The organism is Micromonospora sp. CA-246542, from assembly GCF_050942905.1.
Lineage (GTDB): Bacteria > Actinomycetota > Actinomycetes > Mycobacteriales > Micromonosporaceae > Micromonospora.
Genome location: NZ_CP192040.1, coordinates 5,188,831 through 5,207,406, shown reverse-complemented (window position 1 = coordinate 5,207,406; position 18,576 = coordinate 5,188,831). Strand labels below are relative to the sequence as shown.

18 protein-coding genes and 2 pseudogenes are annotated in these 18,576 nt (G+C 69.1%); 11 read left to right on the top strand and 9 right to left on the bottom strand.

Annotation, left to right across the window (positions count from 1 at the left end):
* Window positions 1-112: 112 nt before the first annotated feature.
* Together ACQP0N_RS23980 and ACQP0N_RS23975 are read left to right on the top strand one after the other, a co-directional pair.
* On the top strand, window positions 113-559 hold the full coding sequence (locus ACQP0N_RS23980) for a hypothetical protein (protein WP_433114272.1): 447 nt from the start codon (window positions 113-115) through the stop codon (window positions 557-559).
* Window positions 560-1,226: 667 nt separating this feature from the next.
* Window positions 1,227-2,312, top strand: a complete 1,086-nt coding sequence (locus ACQP0N_RS23975) for a hypothetical protein (protein ID WP_433114271.1) — start codon at window positions 1,227-1,229, stop codon at window positions 2,310-2,312.
* Window positions 2,313-2,416: 104 nt separating this feature from the next.
* Here the strand turns inward: ACQP0N_RS23975 and ACQP0N_RS23970 are convergent, their stop codons facing one another.
* The 3 genes from ACQP0N_RS23970 to ACQP0N_RS23960 form a co-directional block, all read right to left on the bottom strand.
* Complete coding sequence (locus ACQP0N_RS23970) at window positions 2,417-3,991, bottom strand: recombinase family protein (RefSeq protein ID WP_433114269.1); 1,575 nt, start codon at window positions 3,989-3,991, stop codon at window positions 2,417-2,419.
* Between the two features lie 483 nt (window positions 3,992-4,474).
* Window positions 4,475-4,672 carry a DUF397 domain-containing protein gene (locus ACQP0N_RS23965; RefSeq protein ID WP_433114267.1) on the bottom strand — a complete coding sequence of 66 codons (198 nt, stop codon included), beginning with the start codon at window positions 4,670-4,672 and terminating at the stop codon, window positions 4,475-4,477.
* A complete protein-coding gene (locus tag ACQP0N_RS23960; RefSeq protein WP_433114265.1) occupies window positions 4,663-5,436 on the bottom strand; it encodes a DUF5753 domain-containing protein in 774 nt (257 codons plus the stop codon). Before ACQP0N_RS23960 ends, ACQP0N_RS23965 begins: the two co-directional genes overlap by 10 nt.
* Before the next feature lie 148 nt (window positions 5,437-5,584).
* On the opposite strand from ACQP0N_RS23960, the gene ACQP0N_RS23955 reads away from it, so the two are divergent.
* The 6 genes from ACQP0N_RS23955 to ACQP0N_RS23930 all read left to right on the top strand — a co-directional run bounded on the left by ACQP0N_RS23955 (window position 5,585) and on the right by ACQP0N_RS23930 (window position 9,393).
* Window positions 5,585-5,719 (top strand): hypothetical protein, encoded by a 135-nt coding sequence (locus tag ACQP0N_RS23955; protein ID WP_433114263.1) that lies wholly within the window; start codon window positions 5,585-5,587, stop codon window positions 5,717-5,719.
* Window positions 5,720-5,881: 162 nt separating this feature from the next.
* Window positions 5,882-6,139, top strand: a complete 258-nt coding sequence (locus ACQP0N_RS23950; RefSeq protein ID WP_433114261.1) for a hypothetical protein — start codon at window positions 5,882-5,884, stop codon at window positions 6,137-6,139.
* Between the two features lie 174 nt (window positions 6,140-6,313).
* A complete protein-coding gene (locus ACQP0N_RS23945; protein WP_433114259.1) occupies window positions 6,314-6,868 on the top strand; it encodes a hypothetical protein in 555 nt (184 codons plus the stop codon).
* A 24-nt stretch (window positions 6,869-6,892) separates the two neighbouring features.
* On the top strand, window positions 6,893-7,342 hold the full coding sequence (locus ACQP0N_RS23940) for a hypothetical protein (protein ID WP_433114257.1): 450 nt from the start codon (window positions 6,893-6,895) through the stop codon (window positions 7,340-7,342).
* Window positions 7,343-7,740: 398 nt separating this feature from the next.
* Window positions 7,741-8,658 carry a methylenetetrahydrofolate reductase [NAD(P)H] gene (metF, locus tag ACQP0N_RS23935; protein WP_433114255.1) on the top strand — a complete coding sequence of 306 codons (918 nt, stop codon included), beginning with the start codon at window positions 7,741-7,743 and terminating at the stop codon, window positions 8,656-8,658.
* Between the two features lie 21 nt (window positions 8,659-8,679).
* Entirely contained in the window at window positions 8,680-9,393 is a 714-nt protein-coding gene (locus ACQP0N_RS23930; protein ID WP_433114253.1) for a CDP-alcohol phosphatidyltransferase family protein, read from the top strand.
* A gap of 14 nt (window positions 9,394-9,407) precedes the next feature.
* On the opposite strand, the pseudogene ACQP0N_RS23925 reads toward ACQP0N_RS23930, so the two are convergent.
* From ACQP0N_RS23925 to ACQP0N_RS23900, 6 genes and pseudogenes are all read right to left on the bottom strand, one after another.
* Window positions 9,408-10,894: pseudogene (locus ACQP0N_RS23925) on the bottom strand (phytoene desaturase family protein).
* A gap of 12 nt (window positions 10,895-10,906) precedes the next feature.
* Window positions 10,907-12,031, bottom strand: coding sequence for a glycosyltransferase (locus ACQP0N_RS23920; RefSeq protein ID WP_433114251.1), 1,125 nt, complete (start codon window positions 12,029-12,031; stop codon window positions 10,907-10,909).
* On the bottom strand, window positions 12,028-12,909 hold the full coding sequence (locus ACQP0N_RS23915) for a carotenoid biosynthesis protein (RefSeq protein ID WP_433114250.1): 882 nt from the start codon (window positions 12,907-12,909) through the stop codon (window positions 12,028-12,030). Before ACQP0N_RS23915 ends, ACQP0N_RS23920 begins: the two co-directional genes overlap by 4 nt.
* Entirely contained in the window at window positions 12,906-13,457 is a 552-nt protein-coding gene (locus ACQP0N_RS23910) for a GNAT family N-acetyltransferase (protein WP_355049443.1), read from the bottom strand. The genes ACQP0N_RS23915 and ACQP0N_RS23910 overlap by 4 nt, the downstream gene beginning before the upstream one ends.
* Window positions 13,454-14,223 (bottom strand): annotated as a pseudogene (locus ACQP0N_RS23905) (monooxygenase). Before ACQP0N_RS23905 ends, ACQP0N_RS23910 begins: the two are co-directional and overlap by 4 nt.
* Before the next feature lie 134 nt (window positions 14,224-14,357).
* The gene (locus ACQP0N_RS23900; RefSeq protein WP_355049445.1) at window positions 14,358-14,846 is read right to left on the bottom strand and encodes a YbaK/EbsC family protein; all 489 of its coding nucleotides are present in this window, start codon (window positions 14,844-14,846) and stop codon (window positions 14,358-14,360) included.
* Window positions 14,847-15,299: 453 nt separating this feature from the next.
* Between ACQP0N_RS23900 and ACQP0N_RS23895 the strand changes: the two genes are divergently transcribed.
* From ACQP0N_RS23895 to ACQP0N_RS23885, 3 genes are all read left to right on the top strand, one after another.
* Window positions 15,300-15,749 (top strand): SAV_6107 family HEPN domain-containing protein, encoded by a 450-nt coding sequence (locus tag ACQP0N_RS23895; protein ID WP_234589090.1) that lies wholly within the window; start codon window positions 15,300-15,302, stop codon window positions 15,747-15,749.
* A gap of 96 nt (window positions 15,750-15,845) precedes the next feature.
* A complete protein-coding gene (locus ACQP0N_RS23890) occupies window positions 15,846-16,571 on the top strand; it encodes a hypothetical protein (RefSeq protein WP_355049446.1) in 726 nt (241 codons plus the stop codon).
* Window positions 16,568-18,376 carry a DNA polymerase Y family protein gene (locus ACQP0N_RS23885; RefSeq protein ID WP_433114247.1) on the top strand — a complete coding sequence of 603 codons (1,809 nt, stop codon included), beginning with the start codon at window positions 16,568-16,570 and terminating at the stop codon, window positions 18,374-18,376. The genes ACQP0N_RS23890 and ACQP0N_RS23885 overlap by 4 nt, the downstream gene beginning before the upstream one ends.
* Window positions 18,377-18,576 lie beyond the last annotated feature (200 nt).

Sequence of the window (18,576 nt, the reverse complement as noted above, 5' to 3'; positions counted from 1 at the left end):
TCAGCATCTCCAAGCGGGCACGGGTGTATGCAGTCCCGGAGTGGAGGCGTCTGTACTCAGGCCGCTGAGTCACAGCATCACCACCTTGACCTGAGCTGCTGTACTTATCGCTGTGGAACGTGACTGGTTTGACTGGGCAAGTCTGGTCTTCAACACGCTTGCCACCAGTGCTGGCGTCGTCGGTCTGTTCGTTGCTGTTCGGGCTTACAGATTGGCGAGACGACAAGGGCGAGCAACCTTCGAGGTGCAAATGCTCCATGAGCTAATGCTCATGACTCGCGATGAGACCATCAGTGATCACATCGGAGACTCGCCGGTCATGGCCTATCGCAAACATGGCATCCAGGCGCGGCTAGAAGTGCTTCCCAAGTCCGAACTGCCTACTTGGTGGCATATAGCAGACTGCGTGTCCCTGCCGGTGCTGGAGACGTTCATCGTCGGTTTCCCCTACTTTGGTGAGGAGCCGCGAGGCGGGACGGCCAGCACGTACGAAAAGAATGTCGCTCTTAATCAGCTCAGAAGCGAGGTCATCAAGGCGCTTGAGCGACGGATGGGATAGCAAGATAAGCGGGGAGCACCAGCGAGAGCAGACGGAGAGGGGACCTGTTCGCACCGCTGGTGCTCAACCCTGTGCGTTGCCCATTTGAACGGACCGACGTCTAGTCGGTAGCACTCCCGTTCGCCACCATCCCAGCCACGCCTAGATGCGCTGGCTCGTTCATCGCAGACACTCCAGGTGCCTGAATACTTGTGATCCTGATCACTAATCAGGGACTTCCTGTCCGTGATTGCCCGTTGGGACATCAACGGTATTTAGTGAAGGGGTTGGTAGAGGAGCGACCGGAGGGAGCGACCAAGTCGCTTACTTCCCTCTCATTCGGTCGCTCCCATTCGGGAGCCTCGCTCCCTCAGCCTCGGCTAGCCGTTCGTCCTCAGTCGTAGCAGCCCTTAAGGCTGCTCCTAGGACTCACTGCCGAGCCTGGCGAGGCTCCCTCATAAACCCTCAGATATAGAGCCTGTCAGGTTTTTGAAGAACCAAAATGTTGTTATTGCTGTTCTGATAGGTAGCAACTTCCCTGCCTACGGCAGATCTCACTAACGCCACCGATGCGCAAGTAGGGCGAGAACGCCTACTTGCTCTCTAGAGGAACTTGTTACTGCTGAAGGTCAACCGCCATCGAACACCGATGGCTAACAACTGAATAGACAACTGAATAGGAACAACCATGACTGATGCCTACGATATCCCTGCCGACGCTTACGCCCTGGTCGGCGGGAAGCCTCTCGCTATCTTCCTCGCCGAGACCTCTCGGACCGCCGTTGCGAAGGTGGGGCGACACGACCTCTTTGAAGACGTTCACCACGAGCTTTGGGCTTTCGCACTCAGCAGACCGGACCTCACCGACCGGGAGACCATCCGTGCTCACCATCGGGTCACTGGTGCCAAGGTCGATGACCCTGAGCAGAACTACTCAGCCGCCAAAGTGCTGAAGCTTGAGGGCCAGCAGATAGCCCAACGGATGGCCAGTGAGGGCATCGAGCGACGGACCGAGGAGCGGTACGCGGGCAAGGACGTTGCCAGGCTCCTGAAGCCTTGGAGCGGCATCCCTGCCGACGTACAGCAAGCCTTGACCTCTGACCGTCTGCCTTCCCAGTGGAGGGAGGCGCTTGAGCGCCGGTACCGGGATGGCGAGTCAGCGAAGGCTGTTGGCGAGAAGACCCTCCAGCGGGCACGAGACCGAGTAGCGGAGGTCCTGAACTCGGGTGTCACCACGGAAGCTCACTGGGGTCCGCAACGACGGTCTGACGTCGCACCTCGGATCGATGCTGAGACCGAGGATTTCGTAGATGCCTTCCTGATGGGTGATGAGCCCTCTGAGGGCGCTTTTGCGGCCTCGGATGGCTTGGGCACCTCCTACAACGCTGAGGCGGCTACGGGGCTCTACGAGGGTTCTCAGGGCTCCACTGGTGCCCTCACGGTCACTAGCACAGACGAGCAGGTTACTGCCTACCTCTGTGGACCTTCGCCGATGAGCGCTCGTACTGCGGCAGAGCGGTTGGCGTGGCTTCGTAGGTACTACGACCTTGAGCCAGATCTCTACATCTACGGCATCACCGGTCGCTTTACCACTCCAGCCCTGGAGTTTTTGGTTACTGAGCTGCCTGAGGAGGAGCGTCACGCTCTCTGGGTGCGCTATTGCCCGGAAGTTGACGGCAAAACGAAGCGAGGTTTGGAGTACGAGGGAATTTATGTACTCAATAAACTTCGCATGAGTATGGGTCAGCAAGTCGGCAAGGGAATGGCAAAATAGTCCGAGAATTTCTGCCATTCAATGCTGAAATGACGGAAAGTGTCATGCTCTATTATTGCGCACGGAAAAGCCCTGGCATTCCGCCAGGGCTGCTCCGTTGCTACTCAAGCGACTCCAGCGCGCTCAGCCAATCCCTTCGGGATGAAGAATGCGAAGCTGATGTTCTTGTGTTCACCGAAGTTCACGGCCTCGTCCTGTCGCTTAGGACGTTCGTGCCGACCGACCGAGATCCCATCCTTGCCGGCGGGGGCAGCCTCTACGCGGACGCCGGCCTTCAGGAGCATCTTCCTCCGACCCTGGTCGTCAGAGGCGTTCCAGACTTCTCGATAGGTCTGCCCAGTGCTGCGAAGCTCCGTCCTGGCAGGACTCTCGGGCAGCGCGCTTAGGCGCTCGATGAGGGCTTCCAGGCTAGCAATCTGTCGATCGAAGTTCTCTCGAATCTTGCCCGTCTTCCCTGCCGACCGGCCAACCAGATCTTCGTGTGCTGCAAGAGCCTCAGCTAGCTCCTCCTGGTGAGATTCGGCAGCGATGAAGACTTCCTCGAAGATCTCCACATCTCCGATGTGCCCGAGCATCGTTGCCTCGATGATCTCCTCCAAGGCGTCAGCCCGGATGCCCACGGCAGTGCAAGCGTTCCGCTTCTCCGTGCGCCCACGACACCGGTAGTAGGTCTGACGAACCTTCCGAGTTGCAGCGCCTGTGAGGACCCGGTAGGCGGGCTCACCGCAGCTAAGGCAGAACAGGACGCCAAGCAGAGGAGAGGTTTGCATCGAGCGCGTCTTTTTCTTGGAGATCTCGTCTAGCCGCTTCTGTACTAGCTCATAGTCGCTACGGGAGACGATGGCCTCGGCACGCTTAACGGGCAGACCATCATCGCCTCGGATCACTTCCCCGTCCTTCTCGGCTATTCCGAGAATGGCTCTACCTCGCAAGATGGGTATTAAAGCGGTCGTCTTCCAGCGGTGCCCGAGGGTCTTCTTGCCGACCTGCTCTCGGTAGTGGTCGGATGGAGTCAGGACACCAGCGGCGTTGAACGCCTGACAGACTGCATTCATGGACTCGCCATCAAGGATGCGCTTAACGATTTCTTGGACGCGCTTGCTGCTCTCAGGGTCGACAGCCAGGATGAACCCCTTGCCCGAAGGGTGCTTGACTGCTCTGTACCCGTACGGCGGGGTACCTCCATGCCAGCGGCCCTGGACGCGGGCAAGCTTCTGCGAGCCCTGAGCCCGGTCCTTCATTGTGTTGACCTCAATCTCCCCGGCGAAGGCGAAGATAGTGACGATCAACTGAGTGATGGGGTCTAGCGCACCCTTGCGGAAGTCCAGTTCCATCCGTGGGCCACCACCAGGCCCCTTCACGAACACGATGACTTTTCGGTGAGTAATCGCCCACTGGCTCAGCTCATACATATCCATCATCGAGCGGATAGCTCGGTCTGCCTTGGCGAACACTAGGGCGTCGTACAGCGCGATCTTCGCTCTGTCCGTCAGCCACGGACCCAGGCTGGGTCTCTTGAACGGGCTGAACTTGTCGGCAGAGATGTCAAGATCCTCAGCCCAGTCGACCAAGGTTCCACCGACCACCACCGGGTCACCGGAGATGTCGGCTCTCTGAACCTCAGGGGAGGTGGTCTCGTCTGTGAGGTGGCTCAGCCGTACGGCACCCAGAACGCGCATGAGAGGCACGCTACCGGGGTCTGTGTAAGTCTGCTAGCCTCGACACCTCGTGGCGGCTCAACGTCGCGACGCCCGCCGCGGCGCACAACTCGGCGGCGGCCCGACGCTGACTCCACCCCCGGGCCAGCCGGTGCCGGACCAGCAGTGGCCCGAGCTGTGCGCGGTGCGGCGGTGCGGGCGAGATCATGGGGCCTCCCGGCGGGTCGACGCGGTGCGACCTCGCCCGCGAACGGGCCGGGCGCACCTCGGCTGCGTGACCCCCCACGCCGGAACCGGGCCACCCCCGCCGCCCGTCCCGCGCCCTCCATTCCTACCCCGGGGGTACGACGATTTTCCCGCCGGAACCCAGCGAGGACGCCGACGTGTTCCTGGTCGGCGGTCTCCGGTTTGCCCGCGAAGAAAGCCCTCCACCTAATCGGCAGGAGGGCTTTCTGCGTATGGTGTTATTAGTTGCGAGCACCCTTTGACGGGTCTGGAGCGCGGTCAGCTCAGGGCATTGGCCTTGACGACTGCAACGAATGCTTGCCACTGGTGAGGGCCGAACACCAGCGCTGGCCCGTGCTGGTCCTTGCTGTCCCGGATGGCAACAATGCCGGGAAGGTTGTCGGCGACCTCGATGCACGCCCCGCCGTTGTTGCCGCTCTTCGTGCTCTTGTACCAATGTGCGCTGGTCAGGTCCATGATGCTGCCGCTTCCCTGATGAGGTTGAGAGACTGCGCTCGGGGGAGCGCTTCGCCAACTATGCGCGACCACCGTCCCTCCAGGGTAGCGACTTCCTCCCTATCCTCGATGATCTGCGCTCTGACCTGCGCATCGATGTGAGCTGCCCGGGTTCCGTCGGGCAGTTCGGCCATGATGAACGGCCCGCCCAGCCCGGGATGCATCGGCGTACCCAACGGGACGACATGAACCCGTACGCAGGGCAGCTCTGCGCAGGCAAGGATGTGTTCACACTGGACACGCATCAGGGTGCCGTCGTCCTTGGCGCTGGCCGGACGGCGAAGGACTGTTTCGTCCATGACTGCCACCAGCAGTGGAGGTCGTGAGCGGTGGAGGATCGACTGTCGCTCAATGCGAGCTGAGGCGAATGCATCCACCTCCTCCGAGGTCAGGGATTCCATCTCCAGGGTTGCCCTGGCGTACGCCTCGGTCTGCAACAGTCCCGGAACCCATGCCAGCTCGAACCACCGAAGCCCCAGTGCCTCACGTTCAACATCGACCCACTGGCGGAACCACGATGGCTCGCGTCTCTTGAGTACGTCCGGCCAAAGGTCCCTTACGTCCTTGCCGAGGATGGCCGCTACTCGGGAGCGTGCCACTGGGCGGGGGATGCGTCCACGGCTTACCCATCGCTGTGCCGTCTTGGGGTCTACGCCGGTCTGGGCTGCAAGGCTTTCGGCTGTCTCGCCGGCTTCGGTCATGGCTGCGATGAGTCCGTGGTTCACAGCGCTCTCCTCATTGGACGTCCGTGACGCTCAATGAACATACATCAACGCAGTGTAGGGGTCCCATCACCATCCGGCATCGTGCGGGAAACGACGATGCGGAGGATGGATGCGCCGTTGGAAGTGGTTCCAGAGACCAGGCAGCCCGATGGACGTCGTCGAGCGGACGAGCGTTCCCGGGCAGGCGGGTGAGTGCCGCACCGTCGAGGCGCCCGGGCAGAGTGAATCGAAGCGGCAGGCTGTGAATTTTCGCAACCAGCAGGCCGGCGATCATGATGCTTGAGGAGCCTCGACCCGAACCCCCTTTCCTCGTGATCATGGCCAGTTACGTGATCGACTTTCACCACCGGAACGTCTGCTCGAAGTGCACGCCAGACGGCTCGTGCCCTCGACTGGTGGAGGCCAGTGGACACCTCAGGAGTTGGCGGGAGAGGAAAGAAAGTCGATGAGGCTCAACCCCGGTGACGTTCTGCTTCTCACCAAGAAGGCGAGTATTCAGTTCACAAAGCCAATGACGTTCAGGGTGATCGGGGTAGTGACAGACTGGATCACCTATGACGGCTGGGTGTGGGTCGATGGTTATCAGCTAGACAAAAAGGGTGATGCCGTGGAGAAGCGGCGCGTCTTTGTCCAGGCGGCAGGCTTGCGGGTTCTCAAAGCAGCCATAGGTGACGGCAGGGTCAAGCGTACGCAACGCTGGTAGAGCGAAATCCCCTTTCGAGGGAGGGCTTATCTTGTGCTACTGGTCTAGCGAGCTTGCGAAGCACTCATCTAGCTGCTGATTGGATATTACTACAGTTCCCCCGAGGAGTGGCAAATGGTAGGCTTGGTGCTAGGTTTCCCGGTGTGCAGCCTGCGGGCACCGCCCAGGAAGCTGGTGAGTCACAGCATCACCATCTTGACCCGATCTGCTGTACTTGACCCTGTGGAACGTGACTGGCTCGATTACGCGGGGTTCGTTTTTAACATCCTTGCCACTGCGGCAGGGTTGTTCGGTCTGTTCTTGGCCATCAAGGCCTACAAGGTAGGCATTAGGGCGTACGAAGTCAGCGCGGACTCGTATAGCGTTGCACAGGATCAAGGTCGACGGACCCTTGAGCTGGATTTCCTTAAGGAATTGGGTCTGTCGCTGGACCGTGCCATCGGGGACGGGTCTTTCGCGGAAACCTTTAAGCCCGTGATCGAAGGGCTTTCGCGTCTCATCATATTTGCGGAACCCGAGTTGCCGACGTGGAACTTTCTAGCATTCGGCACTCACAGTCGAAGCGAAATTGAAGAGTATGTAATAAATCATACTGTTCTTGGTTCGGATCTGGAGCACTCTAGGGCGCAACCAAGCTACTCGGTTGACGATTTGGTCGCCGTACTCGCCGGTTTAATGCATAACGAGATCTTTGATGCAATGTCTAAGCGCATTGAGTGGCCGTCTTGACTCGGCCTGCTTCACTGGATAGCCGTGGATGAACCTCAGTGGATGGTGTACGCGGGATTCGCGTTCGACGCTCTGGCGTCATCGGCGGGTGTTATAGCGATCTTTATTGCTGTGAGGGCATACAAGGTTGCGAAGCGGCAAGGTCGAGTCGATCTTCAACTGGGGGCGCTTCGAGAGCTTCTTCAGTTGACGCTTAACAGTGAATTTCGCGAAGCGGTTAAGTCTGGGCCGGTTCAGGCGATATCAAGCTTCGGTGTATTTGTTCCGTTAAGGATGTTCAATCCGGACGAGCTCGGGGCCTGGAACGCACTTCAAGGCTCCGTTGAGATGCCGGCAGCCGTGGACCTGTTCCGGGGTGCGCCAATGGGGCGCATTGCTGCGGTGAAAGAGCACGATGATGTATTTGAAGAATTCCTGATTTGGGAAGGGCTTCGTAATGAACTTTATGCGGCTATCGAGCGTCGCATGGAGTGAGGCGATCGAGTAGGTGGCTGCCGAGGAGTCCTGGTCGGCTACTTGCCGACGCTCAGCGAATGAGTAGCGGACTGACACACGGGCTGAGCGCCAGCGGTGCGAACAGATTTCCTCTCGAATCTGTTCCCGCTCGCGCTCTCCCTGAGCTGTGCGCGGTGCGGGCGAGATCATGGGTCCTCCCGGCGGGTCGACGCGGTGACGCACCGGCCGGGCGCACCTCGGCTGCGTGACCCCACGCCGGAACCGGCCGCCCCCGCCGCCCCCCGCCCCCATTCCTACCCCCCCGGGGTACGACGACTTCCCCGTCCGGCCGCGCCGCGCGTCCCGCGACCGCTCGGATCGCGTATGGCCGTGGGAAGCTCCTGGGTCACGGTGGCGCCGCCCGCTAGAGTCGGGTCGTGGCGCTCGGTCTTCCCTCGGTACTCCCCAATCCGCAGCCGGCGATCGGGGCGCTCATCCGTGACCGTCAGCCGACGTTCTCGTTCGAGTTCTTCCCGCCCAAGACCGAGGCGGGGGAGCGGCTGCTCTGGCAGGCGATCCGCGAGCTGGAGTCGCTGCGCCCGTCGTTCGTGTCGATCACCTACGGCGCGGGCGGTTCGACCCGGGACACCACGGTGGCGGTGACCGAGCGGATCGCCACCGACACCACCCTGCTGCCGATGGCCCACCTGACCGCCGTCAACCACTCCGTGGCCGAGCTGCGGCACGTCATCGGACGGCTCGCCGGGGTGGGCGTGCGCAACGTGCTGGCGGTGCGTGGTGACCCGCCCGGCAACCCGGGCGGCGAGTGGGTCCGGCATCCCGAGGGCGTCGACTACGCCGAGGACCTGGTCCGGCTGGTCCGTGACTCCGGCGACTTCAGCGTCGGCGTGGCGGCCTTCCCGTACAAGCACCCCCGCTCGCCCGACGTGGCCAGCGACACCGCGCAGTTCGTCCGCAAGTGCCGGGCCGGCGCCGAGTTCGCGATCACCCAGATGTTCTTCGAGGCCGACGACTACCTGCGCCTGCGTGACCGGGTGGCCGCCGCCGGCTGCGCCACCCCGATCCTGGCCGGGGTGATGCCGGTGACCCAGATCGGCACCATCGAGCGGTCCGTGCAGCTCTCCGGGGCGCCCTTCCCGCCCGCGCTGGCGGCGCGTTTCGAGCGGGTGGCCGACGATCCGGAGGCGGTGCGCCAGCTCGGCATCGAGCAGGCCAGCGAGATGTGCCGCCGGCTGCTGGACGAGGGCGTCCCCGGAATCCACTTCATCACCCTCAACCGGTCCACCGCCACGCGGGAGGTCTGGCAGAACCTCAGGGCCGGCGCGCGGGTGTGAACGCGGAGTCGGCGACACCTGATGCCCGGCGCGACGGTTGATCCCCAGGTGGGCACACAGCTGAACTGGGACCAGTACGCCACGGCGTGGGCGCGGCTGCACGGCGGGTTCGACCCACGGGTCGCCGCGCCGGTGGTACGCGCGTGGCTGCGGTTCGCCTACCACGTCGGGTACGTGCTGGGCCGGCTGCGGGTCGGCCCCACCCCGGTCACCGTCGTCGGGGTGCTGCTCTGCTTCTGCGTACCGTTGCTGGCGACCCGGCCGGGCGACGGCCCGTTCCTGGGCGCGTTGTTCGTGCTGCTCGCCGCCGTGGCCGACAGTGTGGACGGCGCCGTGGCCGTCGCCACCGACCGCACCACCCGGCTGGGCTACGTCTACGACTCGCTGGCCGACCGGCTCGGCGAGGTGGCCTGGCTGCTGGCGTTCTGGCTGGTCGGTGCGCCGGGCGCGCTGGTCGTCGCGGCCGGCGCGCTGTCCTGGCTGCACGAGTACGTCCGGGCCCGCGCGGCCCTGGCCGGGATGCGTGAGATCGGCGCGGTGACCGTCGGCGAGCGACCCACCCGGGTCTCGGTCGCGCTGGCGGGTCTGGTGGTCGCCGGGCTGGCCGGTCTGATCGAGCCGGAGCTGGCCGCCGGCACCATCACCATGGCGACCGCGGTCTGGGTGCTGCTCGCCGGCTTCGGGCTGGGGCAGTTGCTGTCCACCGTCCGCCGCGCGCTCCTCGATGCCGGTTGAACCGATCACGCCGGCTACCAGGCGGGGCCGATCTCCTCGGCGACGATCTGCGCGGAGAGGGTCACCATCGGCAGCCCGCCGCCGGGGTGGCTGGAGCCGCCCACCAGCCACAGCCCGTGCGCCGGGCCCCGGTTGGCCGGGCGGAGCAGACCACCGGCGGTGCCGTAGATCGTGCCGCCCGGCGCTCCGGTCGCGGTGTCCAGGTCGGCCGGGGTGCGCACCTCGCGGAACAGCAGCCGGTCCCGCACGTCCACGCCGCGCTCGGCCAGGACGTCCAGGATCCGGTCGGCGTACGCGTCGGCGAGCCCCGGGCGTCGCCAGTCTACCGCCCCACCGGCGGTGCCCTGCCGGGCGGCGTTGACCAGCACGAACCACGCTTCGTGCCCGGCCGGTCGGGCCATCGGGTCGTCCGCCACGGTGACGAACACCGTCGGGTCGGCCGCCGGCCGGGCCCGTACGCCCCGACCCGGGTCGCCGAAGACCGCGTCGAACTCGGCGTCGTAGTCGCGCGGGAAGAAGACGTTGTGGTGGGCCAGCCCGGTGTCGCCGGAGACGCCGAGCAGCAGCACGAACCCGGCGAGGCTGCGGTCGGCCAGGCCGGCCAGCCGGCGCGGGTGCGGCAACAGGTCACGGTAGACGGTGAGGGCGTCCACGTTGGCCACCACCACGTCGGCGGGCACCGGCGCGGCGACCCCGGCGAGGCGTACCCCGTGCACCCGGCCGCCGGTCGCGTCGATCCGGGTGACCCGGGTGTCGGTCTGCACGACCACGCCGAGGTCCAGGCAGCGGGTCAGCAGCGCGTCGGCGAGCGTGCCCAGCCCGCCGCGCAGGTACCAACCGCCGAAGGTCAGCTCGGCATAGGGGACCGCGACCAGCGCCGCCGGCGCCCGGCGTGGGTCGGCGCCGGTGTAGGTGGCGTACCGGTCCAGCAGCATCCGCAGTCGCGGGTCGGACAGGTGCTGGCGGCCCAGGCCGCGCAGGGTGCGGCCCGGCGCGATGGCGGCCAGGTCGCCCAGCCGCCAGGCCAGCGAGGCCAGGTCGCGGGGGAATCGACGGTACGGCGCAGGATGTCCCGCGAGGACGCCTCCCACACCCGCGCGGCGCGCCGCCACAGCCGCTGCCAGTCGGCCACCGCCCGGTCACCGAGGGCGGCCCCGATCCGCGCGGCGAACTCCGTCGGGTCGGCGCACGAGTCCAGGGTCGGGCCGCCGCCGGGAAAGACGTGCCGGACGATCGGGTCCAGCGGGACCAGGTCCAGGTACTCGTCGAGCTTCGCCCCGGTCGCCTCGAACAGGTCGTGGAAGACCTCGGGCAGGGTGAGCAGGCTCGGTCCGGTGTCGAAGTGGAACGACCCGGCCGGGGTGTCGTGCGCGTACCGGCCGAGCTTGCCGCCGACCGTGTCGGCGGCCTCGAAGACGGTCACCTGGTGTCCGGTGGCGGCCAGCCGGGCGGCGGTGGCGAGGCCACCCACCCCGGCGCCGACGACCACGATCCGCGCCATGCCGTGCCCTCCCTAGCTGACCGGACGGCCCCGCCAGGTGAGGCGGCGTCGCTTCCGCAGATGGTACGACCGCAGGGTCAACCAGCCGAGGACCACGACCGACACGGGGTGTGCGAGCGCGTCGGGCCACCACCGGCCCCCGGTCGCGCGGGCGGTGAGCGCCCGCCCGGCCACCCCCAGCAGGTATGCGATGAGCGCAACCATTGACACCCGGGGAGCCGTCCAGGCGAACCCCAGCGCGACCAGCGGCGGGGCGGTGTAGAGCAGCAGCAGCGCCGCCACCACGGCCGCCGCCGCGCCCGGGTGCCCGAACGACGCCCACAGCGACTTCGAGTACCCGTCGCGCAGTTGCGGCCAGTCGTCGTACATCCGGCAGGTGGCCAGCCGCGAGCCGTCGGCCAGGGCGATCCGCCCGCCGGCCCGCTTGACCGCCCGGGCCAGCTCGACGTCCTCCAGGATCTTGTCGGCGACGGCGGCGTGCCCGCCGGCGGCGGTGTAGCCGGCCCGGTCCACCACCAGGAACTGGCCGCCCGCCGCGGCCAGCGACGGCCGCGCCGAGCGTTCCATCGCCCGCAGCGGCAGGAAGGTCAGCCAGAGCCACTGCAACAACGGCTGGACCAGCCGGTCGGCCGCCGTCGCCACCACGATCCGGGGGTACGGCGACAGCAACGTCGCGCGGGCGGCGCGCAGCTCGGTGACGGCGGCCGCCACGGCGTGCGGGGCGAGCACCACGTCGGCGTCGACGAAGACCAGCGCGGTGGCCTCCGGGGCGGCCCGGGTGGCGAGCTGCCAGCAGGCGTGCGGTTTGCCCAGCCAGCCCGGTGGCGGGGCGACCCCGGTGAGCACGGTGACCCGGGGATCGTCGCCGGCCACCGCGCGGACCACGTCGGCGGTGCCGTCGGTGGACCCGTCGTCCAGGACCACGAGGCGCAGCCCGGGCACGCCCCGCTGGGCGAGCAGGGCGCGCAGGCAGGGCGTGACGCGGGTGGCCTCGTCGCGCAACGGCAGCAGCACGGCCACCGACTCGCCGACCTCGTCCGGTGCGTCGGTGGGCCGGCGCAGCCAGCGGGTGGCGTTGACCCAGGTGTGCGCGGTCAACGCGGCGACGGCGACCAGCAGGACGGACAGGACGGTCATCGGGTCGCGTCGACGCCGGTGCGGTCCGGCCGGTGGTCCTCCTGGCGGGTCCCGCCGTCCCGGCGGGCGCGCAGCAGCGTCACCGTCAGCGGCACGGCGGTGACCCCCATGCCGGCGGCACCCCAGAGCGCCGAGGCGGGCAGGTCCAGGAAGACGGCGTGGGCCAGGATGCTGGAGAAGTACGTCCACAGGTAGAGCGCGACCATCGGGTGGTCCCGCCGGTCGGTGCGTTCGGCGGTCGGACCGGCCAGCGGGCGCAGCGCGCTCATCAGCAGCACGGCGAAGAGCAGCCAGCCCAGGTAGTTGCTGACCGGGATGCCGGTCAGGCCGGGCAACGCGGGGGTGGCGTCGCGCCAGATCCAGTAGCCCTCGGCGACCATCTGCGGGTCGAGGAACAGGTCCCACGCCGCCAGGCCCACGGCGGCCAACGCGATCCTGCCCACCCACCGTCCGACGGTCGAGCCCCTGCCGTCGCCGGTCGAGCCCCTGCCGTCGCCGGTCGGGGCGCTACCGCCGCCGGTCAGGCGGACCGCGGCCAGCCAGGCCGGCCAGGCCATCCAGGTCCACGCCAACGGAATGATCAATGGCACCCCGGCCAGCTTGGGACCCAGCTCGCCCGAGTAGTCGTAGCTGCCGAACGGCACACCCGTGGCCACCCCGATCGCCTCGATCGCGAACCCACCGCCGGTGGCCACCGCGACCAGCGCCGCCGCCACCCGGGGGCCCCGACTGAGCAGCGCGTGACCGACCGAGAGCAGCCAGCCGAGCACGACGGTGGCCACGGTCAGCCCGGCCCGGGTGGCGCCGGTGGTCAGCGGGTAACAGATCTGGGCGAACACCAGGACGCCGAGCAGCGTCCAGGAGACCCGCCGGGTCATGACGCCGGGGGATCGAGCGGCAGGTCCCGACCGAGTACGCCGAACGGCCGCTCGTCACCCGGAAAGTGGAAGTCGCGCAGCACGTCGACGAAACCGAAGCGCCGGTACAGCCGCCAGGCCCGCGAGGTCTGCTCCTCCGCCTCCGGGGTGGACAGCAGCGTGGTGTCGCCCTCGGCCATCGTGAGCAGCGCCCGCAACTGGCCGGCGCCCAGGCCGTGCCCCTGCGCGGGTGGGCGGACGTGCAGCTCGACCACCTCGAAGCAGTGGGTGAGCCAGCGCTTGCGGGTCGGCCCGTCCAGCGCCCGGTGCACCTGGTCGTGCCACCACTGGCCGGCGCTGCCCAGATAGCCGTACCCGAAGCCGGCGAGGTGACCCTCGCTGGTCAGGCTGGCCACGGCCCGGAACCCCGGTCGGCGGACGTGGGTGGCGATGTAGCCGCGCCGGGCCTCCAACAGGTCGGTGCGGTACCCCATCGCCTCGCCGTAGACGGCCACCACATCGTCCAGTCGTCGGACGAGGTCGTCCGGCGTCCAGCGCACCAACCTCATGCCCGTCCACCCTTCACTGTCGCCTGGTCGCCATCGGCGACCCACCCGAGGACCGTCCGGTCGCCGACCACGTCGCGTACCTCGAACCGGGCGAACAGCTCCTCGGCGTACCAACCCGCGGTGGGGGTTCGCATGATCGCCGCCCGATGCTCCGGGTGACGGTACGCGAACGCCACCAGGTCCGTCGGGTCGCGCCACACGCTGACCGTGCCCTGCCAGCCCAACGGGGCCTCACCCACGCCGAACCGGGCGAGCAACCCCGGCGCGTCGCGCAGGGCCGCCGCCACCGGCGGGATCGCCCGCCAGAAGGTGGCCGCCCGACGTGCCCGCAGCCGGGCCCGCGTCAACGCCAGCACCGGCCCGGTCACCCGACCGCCCGGTGGTTCGCCGAACGGCCGCTCGCCGGACCACTCGCCACGGCTGCTCAGCGGCCGCAGGTCGACCTGGACCTGCGCCTGGGCGATGCGCGCCCAGGCCCGCCCGACCGGCGAGTCGTCGAAGCCGGCCGCCGCGGCGGGGAGTCCCAGACGGTCAGCACCGCCCACCTGGTGAGGTCGGCGTCACCCGGGCCGAAGCCGGTGCCTGTCCCGGTGCCCAGCAGCTTGCCGAACCGGACGCCCGGCAGGGCGCGCAGCCGACGCGGATCCACCGCCATCCTCATCAGCGCCCGCGGCAGCGCGCTCCGGGCGGTCCGCCACACGTGCAGGGTGACCAGCTCCGGTACGGCGCTGCTGTGCCGGCTGGTTCGCTCGCTCCGCTCGCTCACGCCACCGCTTCGCGGCGGCGCGAGCGCATCGCTGCTGTGCCGGCTGGTTCGCTCGCTCCGCTCGCTCACGCCACCGCTTCGCGGCGGCGCGAGCGCATCGCTGCTGTGCCGGCTGGTTCGCTCGCTCCGCTCGCTCACGCCACCTCGGCGGGGGTGCCGGCGGTGACGCGCAGCAGTTCGGCGTAGGTGGTCGGGAAGACCGCCTGCGGTACGCCGCCCGCCGCCCAGATCTGCGGGTACGGCGCCAGCGCGGTGTCCACCAGGGTGCGCAGCGCCCGAGGGTGCCCGAGCGGGGCGACCCCGCCGATCGGCTGGCCGGTGTGCTCGCGGACGAACTCCGGGGTGGCCCGGCGCAGCCGGGTGACCCCGATGGACGCGGCCAGACCGGCGGTGTCCACCCGGTGCGCGCCGGAGGTGAGCACGAGCAGCGGCGCGTCGTCCGCGTCGAAGATCAGCGAGTTGGCGATCTGGCCCACCTCGACGCCGAGCGCCTCGGCGGCGGCTGCCGCGGTGTGCACCGCGTCGGGCAGGAGGCGGACCGTGCTGGGCTGACCGGTGTCGTCGAGCGCGCCAGCGCCGTCCAGCGCGTCCTGCACCGCCCGTACGTTCGGGTGTGGCTGCATCCCGTCATTCTTCCCGGTCCGTGTGCGCCGGTTCACCCCGGCACACGTCACGGCGAGTCCTGGCGCGTCACACGTTGCATTTTCGTCGGAGGGGAGGTGTACTGTCAGCAGTAGTTAGAACGAGTGTTCGATTGCCTCGAACGTTCGTTCCAACCAGCCGGAGCGCGGCGTTTCGCGGCGCCAGTTCCGGCCGGTGCGGCTCCGCGGGCCGCACCTGGGTTTCCGGGCAGTCGCGAGCCCGGTCCCATCAGGCAGGAGCGTCGCCCGCCGCCCACGACCCCCGGGCGGCGGGCGACGAACCCGCCGGTACGCCGGCCGGGTGTGGTGTGGGGAAGCATCCACACCCGGCCGGCCACCCCCGGTGCGTCTTCCTCCGCACCCACCCGACCTCGGCGTCTCGTCGGCGGCACCATCGCCCCGACCGACGCCCCGGCCACGTGGAGGAGACAGTCCATGCCGACCAACCCGGCTCAGGCACCGACGGTGCCGGCGCACGTGCTGCCGCACCGCACCCCTGCCCAGCTCCTCACCCTGGCCCGCCGTGGGCTGGTCGAGGCCGGCCAGACCCGACCCGACGGCCTGCGCTACGCGGCCGCCCACCTGGCGGCGCTGCGCGCGGCGGCCGCCCTGCTCGCCGCCCGGGCCCGTCCCGCCCCCAGCCGGCGCAACCGGATCACCAGCGTCTGGGTCCTGCTCTGCGCCGTCGCCCCCGAGCTCGACGAGTGGGCCCGGTTCTTCGCCGCCGGGGCCAGCAAGCGAGCCGCCGCCGAAGCCGGTATCCCTCGGGTGGTCAGCGCCCGGGAGGCCGATGACCTGCTCCGCGCCGCCGAACAGTTCGTCACGGTGGTGGAGACCGCGCTCGGCGTGGCACACCAACCAGCCCTGGACGGCCTCGCGGCGTGAGACCGCCGTGACGCCGGCCGCCTGGAAGGGAAGCCGGGCGGCCGGCGTCACGGTGCGGCCTGATCTGTTCCACAGCAACGACGGGGGGTTGGTCCGATGGCGGGCCGCATGGTGGTGGGTTCCGCCGCGCTGGCCGATCTGGTACGCCCGGCGAGCGCACCCGATCCGGTGGGCGGCCACCGCGTGCTACCGGTGACGCCGGAGCTGACCGGCCTGTTGCCCAACCGGGGTCTACGCCGGGGCAGCACGATCGCTGTCGCCGCCGGTCAGCCCCGCCGCAGTGGGGGCACCTCGCTGGTGCTGGCACTGCTGGCCGAGGCGTCCCGGGCCGGCTCGTGGTGTGCGGTGGTCGGGGTGCCGACGTTCGGCGCGGGCGCGGCGGCCGAGCTGGGCATCTCCCTGGACCGGCTCGCCCTGGTGCCGAATCCGGGTCCCGAGTGGGCCACCGTGGTCGCCGCGTTGATCGACGGGGTGGACGTCGTGGTCACCGCCGTACCGGCTGCGGTCTCCGCCTCGGTCGCCACCCGGCTGGCCGCCCGGGCCCGGCAGCGCGGCAGCGTGCTCGTTCCGTACGGCCGGTGGGACGGCGCGGACGTGACGCTGCAGGTGGTCCGCGGGGTCTGGGAAGGGCTCGGTCAGGGTCGGGGGCGGCTGCGCCGCCGGGAGGTCACCGTGTCGGCGCGCGGGCGGGGAGCAGCCGCCCGCCCCAAGGAGATCAAGGTCTGGCTCCCCGACGCCGAGCTCACCCGCGTCATTCCCCGGACGGTGCGATCGACCGTGGGCCGACCGTCCGGGCCGCTCGCCCTGGTCGGGTCGGGGTGACCGGCTCGCCGACCCGGACCCTGCTGCTGTGGTGCCCGGACTGGCCGGTGCTCGCCGCCGAGATCGTCGACGGGATACCAGCCACCGGCCCGGTCGCCGTACTGCACGCCAACCGGGTGGTCGCCTGCTCCGAGCGGGCCCGCGCCGAAGGCGTACGCCGAGGGCTGCGCAAGCGGGAGGCGCAGGGTCGTTGTCCGCAGCTCACCGTCGTGGACTACGACCCGGGCCGGGATGCCCGGGCGTTCGAGCCGGTGGTCGCCGCGTTGGAGGAACTGGTGGCCGGTGTCGAGGTGGTCCGGCCGGGCGCCTGTGCGGTTGCCGCCCGGGGTCCGAGTCGCTACCTCGGCGGTGAGGAGGCGGCCGCCGAACGGCTCATCGAGCACGTCGCCCAGTCGTGTCTGGTGGAGAGCCAGGTGGGCATTGCCGACGGGGTGTTCGCCGCGGGGCTGGCCGCCCGCACCGGCCGGGTGGTGGCGCCGGGTGGGACGCCGGCGTTCCTGGCCGGGATGCCGGTCGAGGCGCTCGGTCGGTCCGCGCTGGCTGACCTGTTGCGCCGGCTGGGGGTGCGGACCCTCGGTGACTTCGCCGCGCTACCGGCCGGCGACGTGCTGGCCCGCTTCGGGTTCGACGGCGCGCTGGCCCACCGGCTGGCCGCCGGCCGGGACCACCGCCCGCTCGCCGTCCGGCAGCCGCCGGCCGACCTGACGGTGACCGCCGGGTACGACGATCCGATCGACCGGGTCGACGCGGCGGCGTTCGCCGCCCGTGCCCTGGCCGAGCAGTTGCACGACCGGCTCGCCGGGCACGGGCTGGCCTGCACCCGACTCGGCATCGAGGCGGTTACCGAGCACGGGCAGGAGCTGCACCGGGTGTGGCGGCATGACGGTCTGCTCACCGCCGCCGCCATCGCCGATCGGGTGCGTTGGCAGCTCGACGGCTGGCTCTCCGGCAGCAACGGTCGCGCCGGCGCCCGCCCGGCCCGCCCGACGGCCGGCATCATCCGACTGCGGCTGATCCCGGACGGGGTGGTCGCCCAGGCCGGCCTGCAGACCGGCCTCTGGGGGGAGACCGGCGAGGAGCGGGAGCGGGCGCACCGGGCGTTGAGCCGCGTACAGGGCATCCTCGGCCCGGAAGCGGTGGTCACGGCGGTGCTCGGTGGCGGGCGTTCCCCGGCTGACCAGGTGCGCCTCGTGCCATGGGGCGACGAGCGGCTCCCGGCCCGTCCCGGCCCACCGGCCCATCCCGGCCCACCGGCCCATCCCGGCCCACCGGCCCATCCCGGCCCACCGGCCGTTGCCGGCGCGGCCATGGGTGCCGGTGCGGACACCGGCGCAGGCGCGGGCATGGGCGCGGGCGCAGGCGCAGGCATGGGTGCGGGCGCGGGCATGGGCATGGGTGCGGGCGCGGGTAGGGGCGCGGGCGCTGGTGCTGGTGGCGGTAGCGGTGCTGGTTCCGCGGCCGGCCGGGGTGGGGGTATCCCGCCGTGGCCGGGTCGGCTGCCGCCGCCCGCGCCCGCCGTGGTGCTGCCCAGCCCACTCGCCGCGACCGTGCACGACGCCGCCGGCGAGCCGGTGGTGATCAGCGCGCGGTTGGCGGTGAGCGCCCCACCGGCCCGACTGGTGGTCGGCACCGGTCAGCCGGTGGAGATCGTGGGTTGGGCCGGGCCGTGGCCGGTGGACGAGCGCTGGTGGGCGCCGGCCGAGGCCCGCCGCCGGGCCCGGTTCCAGGTGAGCCTCGCCGACGGTGCCGCTCTGCTGCTCGCGGTGGAGTCGGGGCAGTGGCTGGTGGAGGCCATCTATGACTGAGTCCAGTCGAGCCCTGCCCGACGTGGGCCTGTCCGGCGTGCGCCTGTCCGGCGGCGGCCTGATCAGGGTCGGTCTTTTCGGCGGGGACATGTCGGGCGTCGACGGATCTGGTGTTGGCAGGTGCGGCACTGACCGAGCGGGGTGCGGCACCGGCCGGGAGGCGGATGTCCTCATGAGCGTGATGACTCAGGGGAATAAAT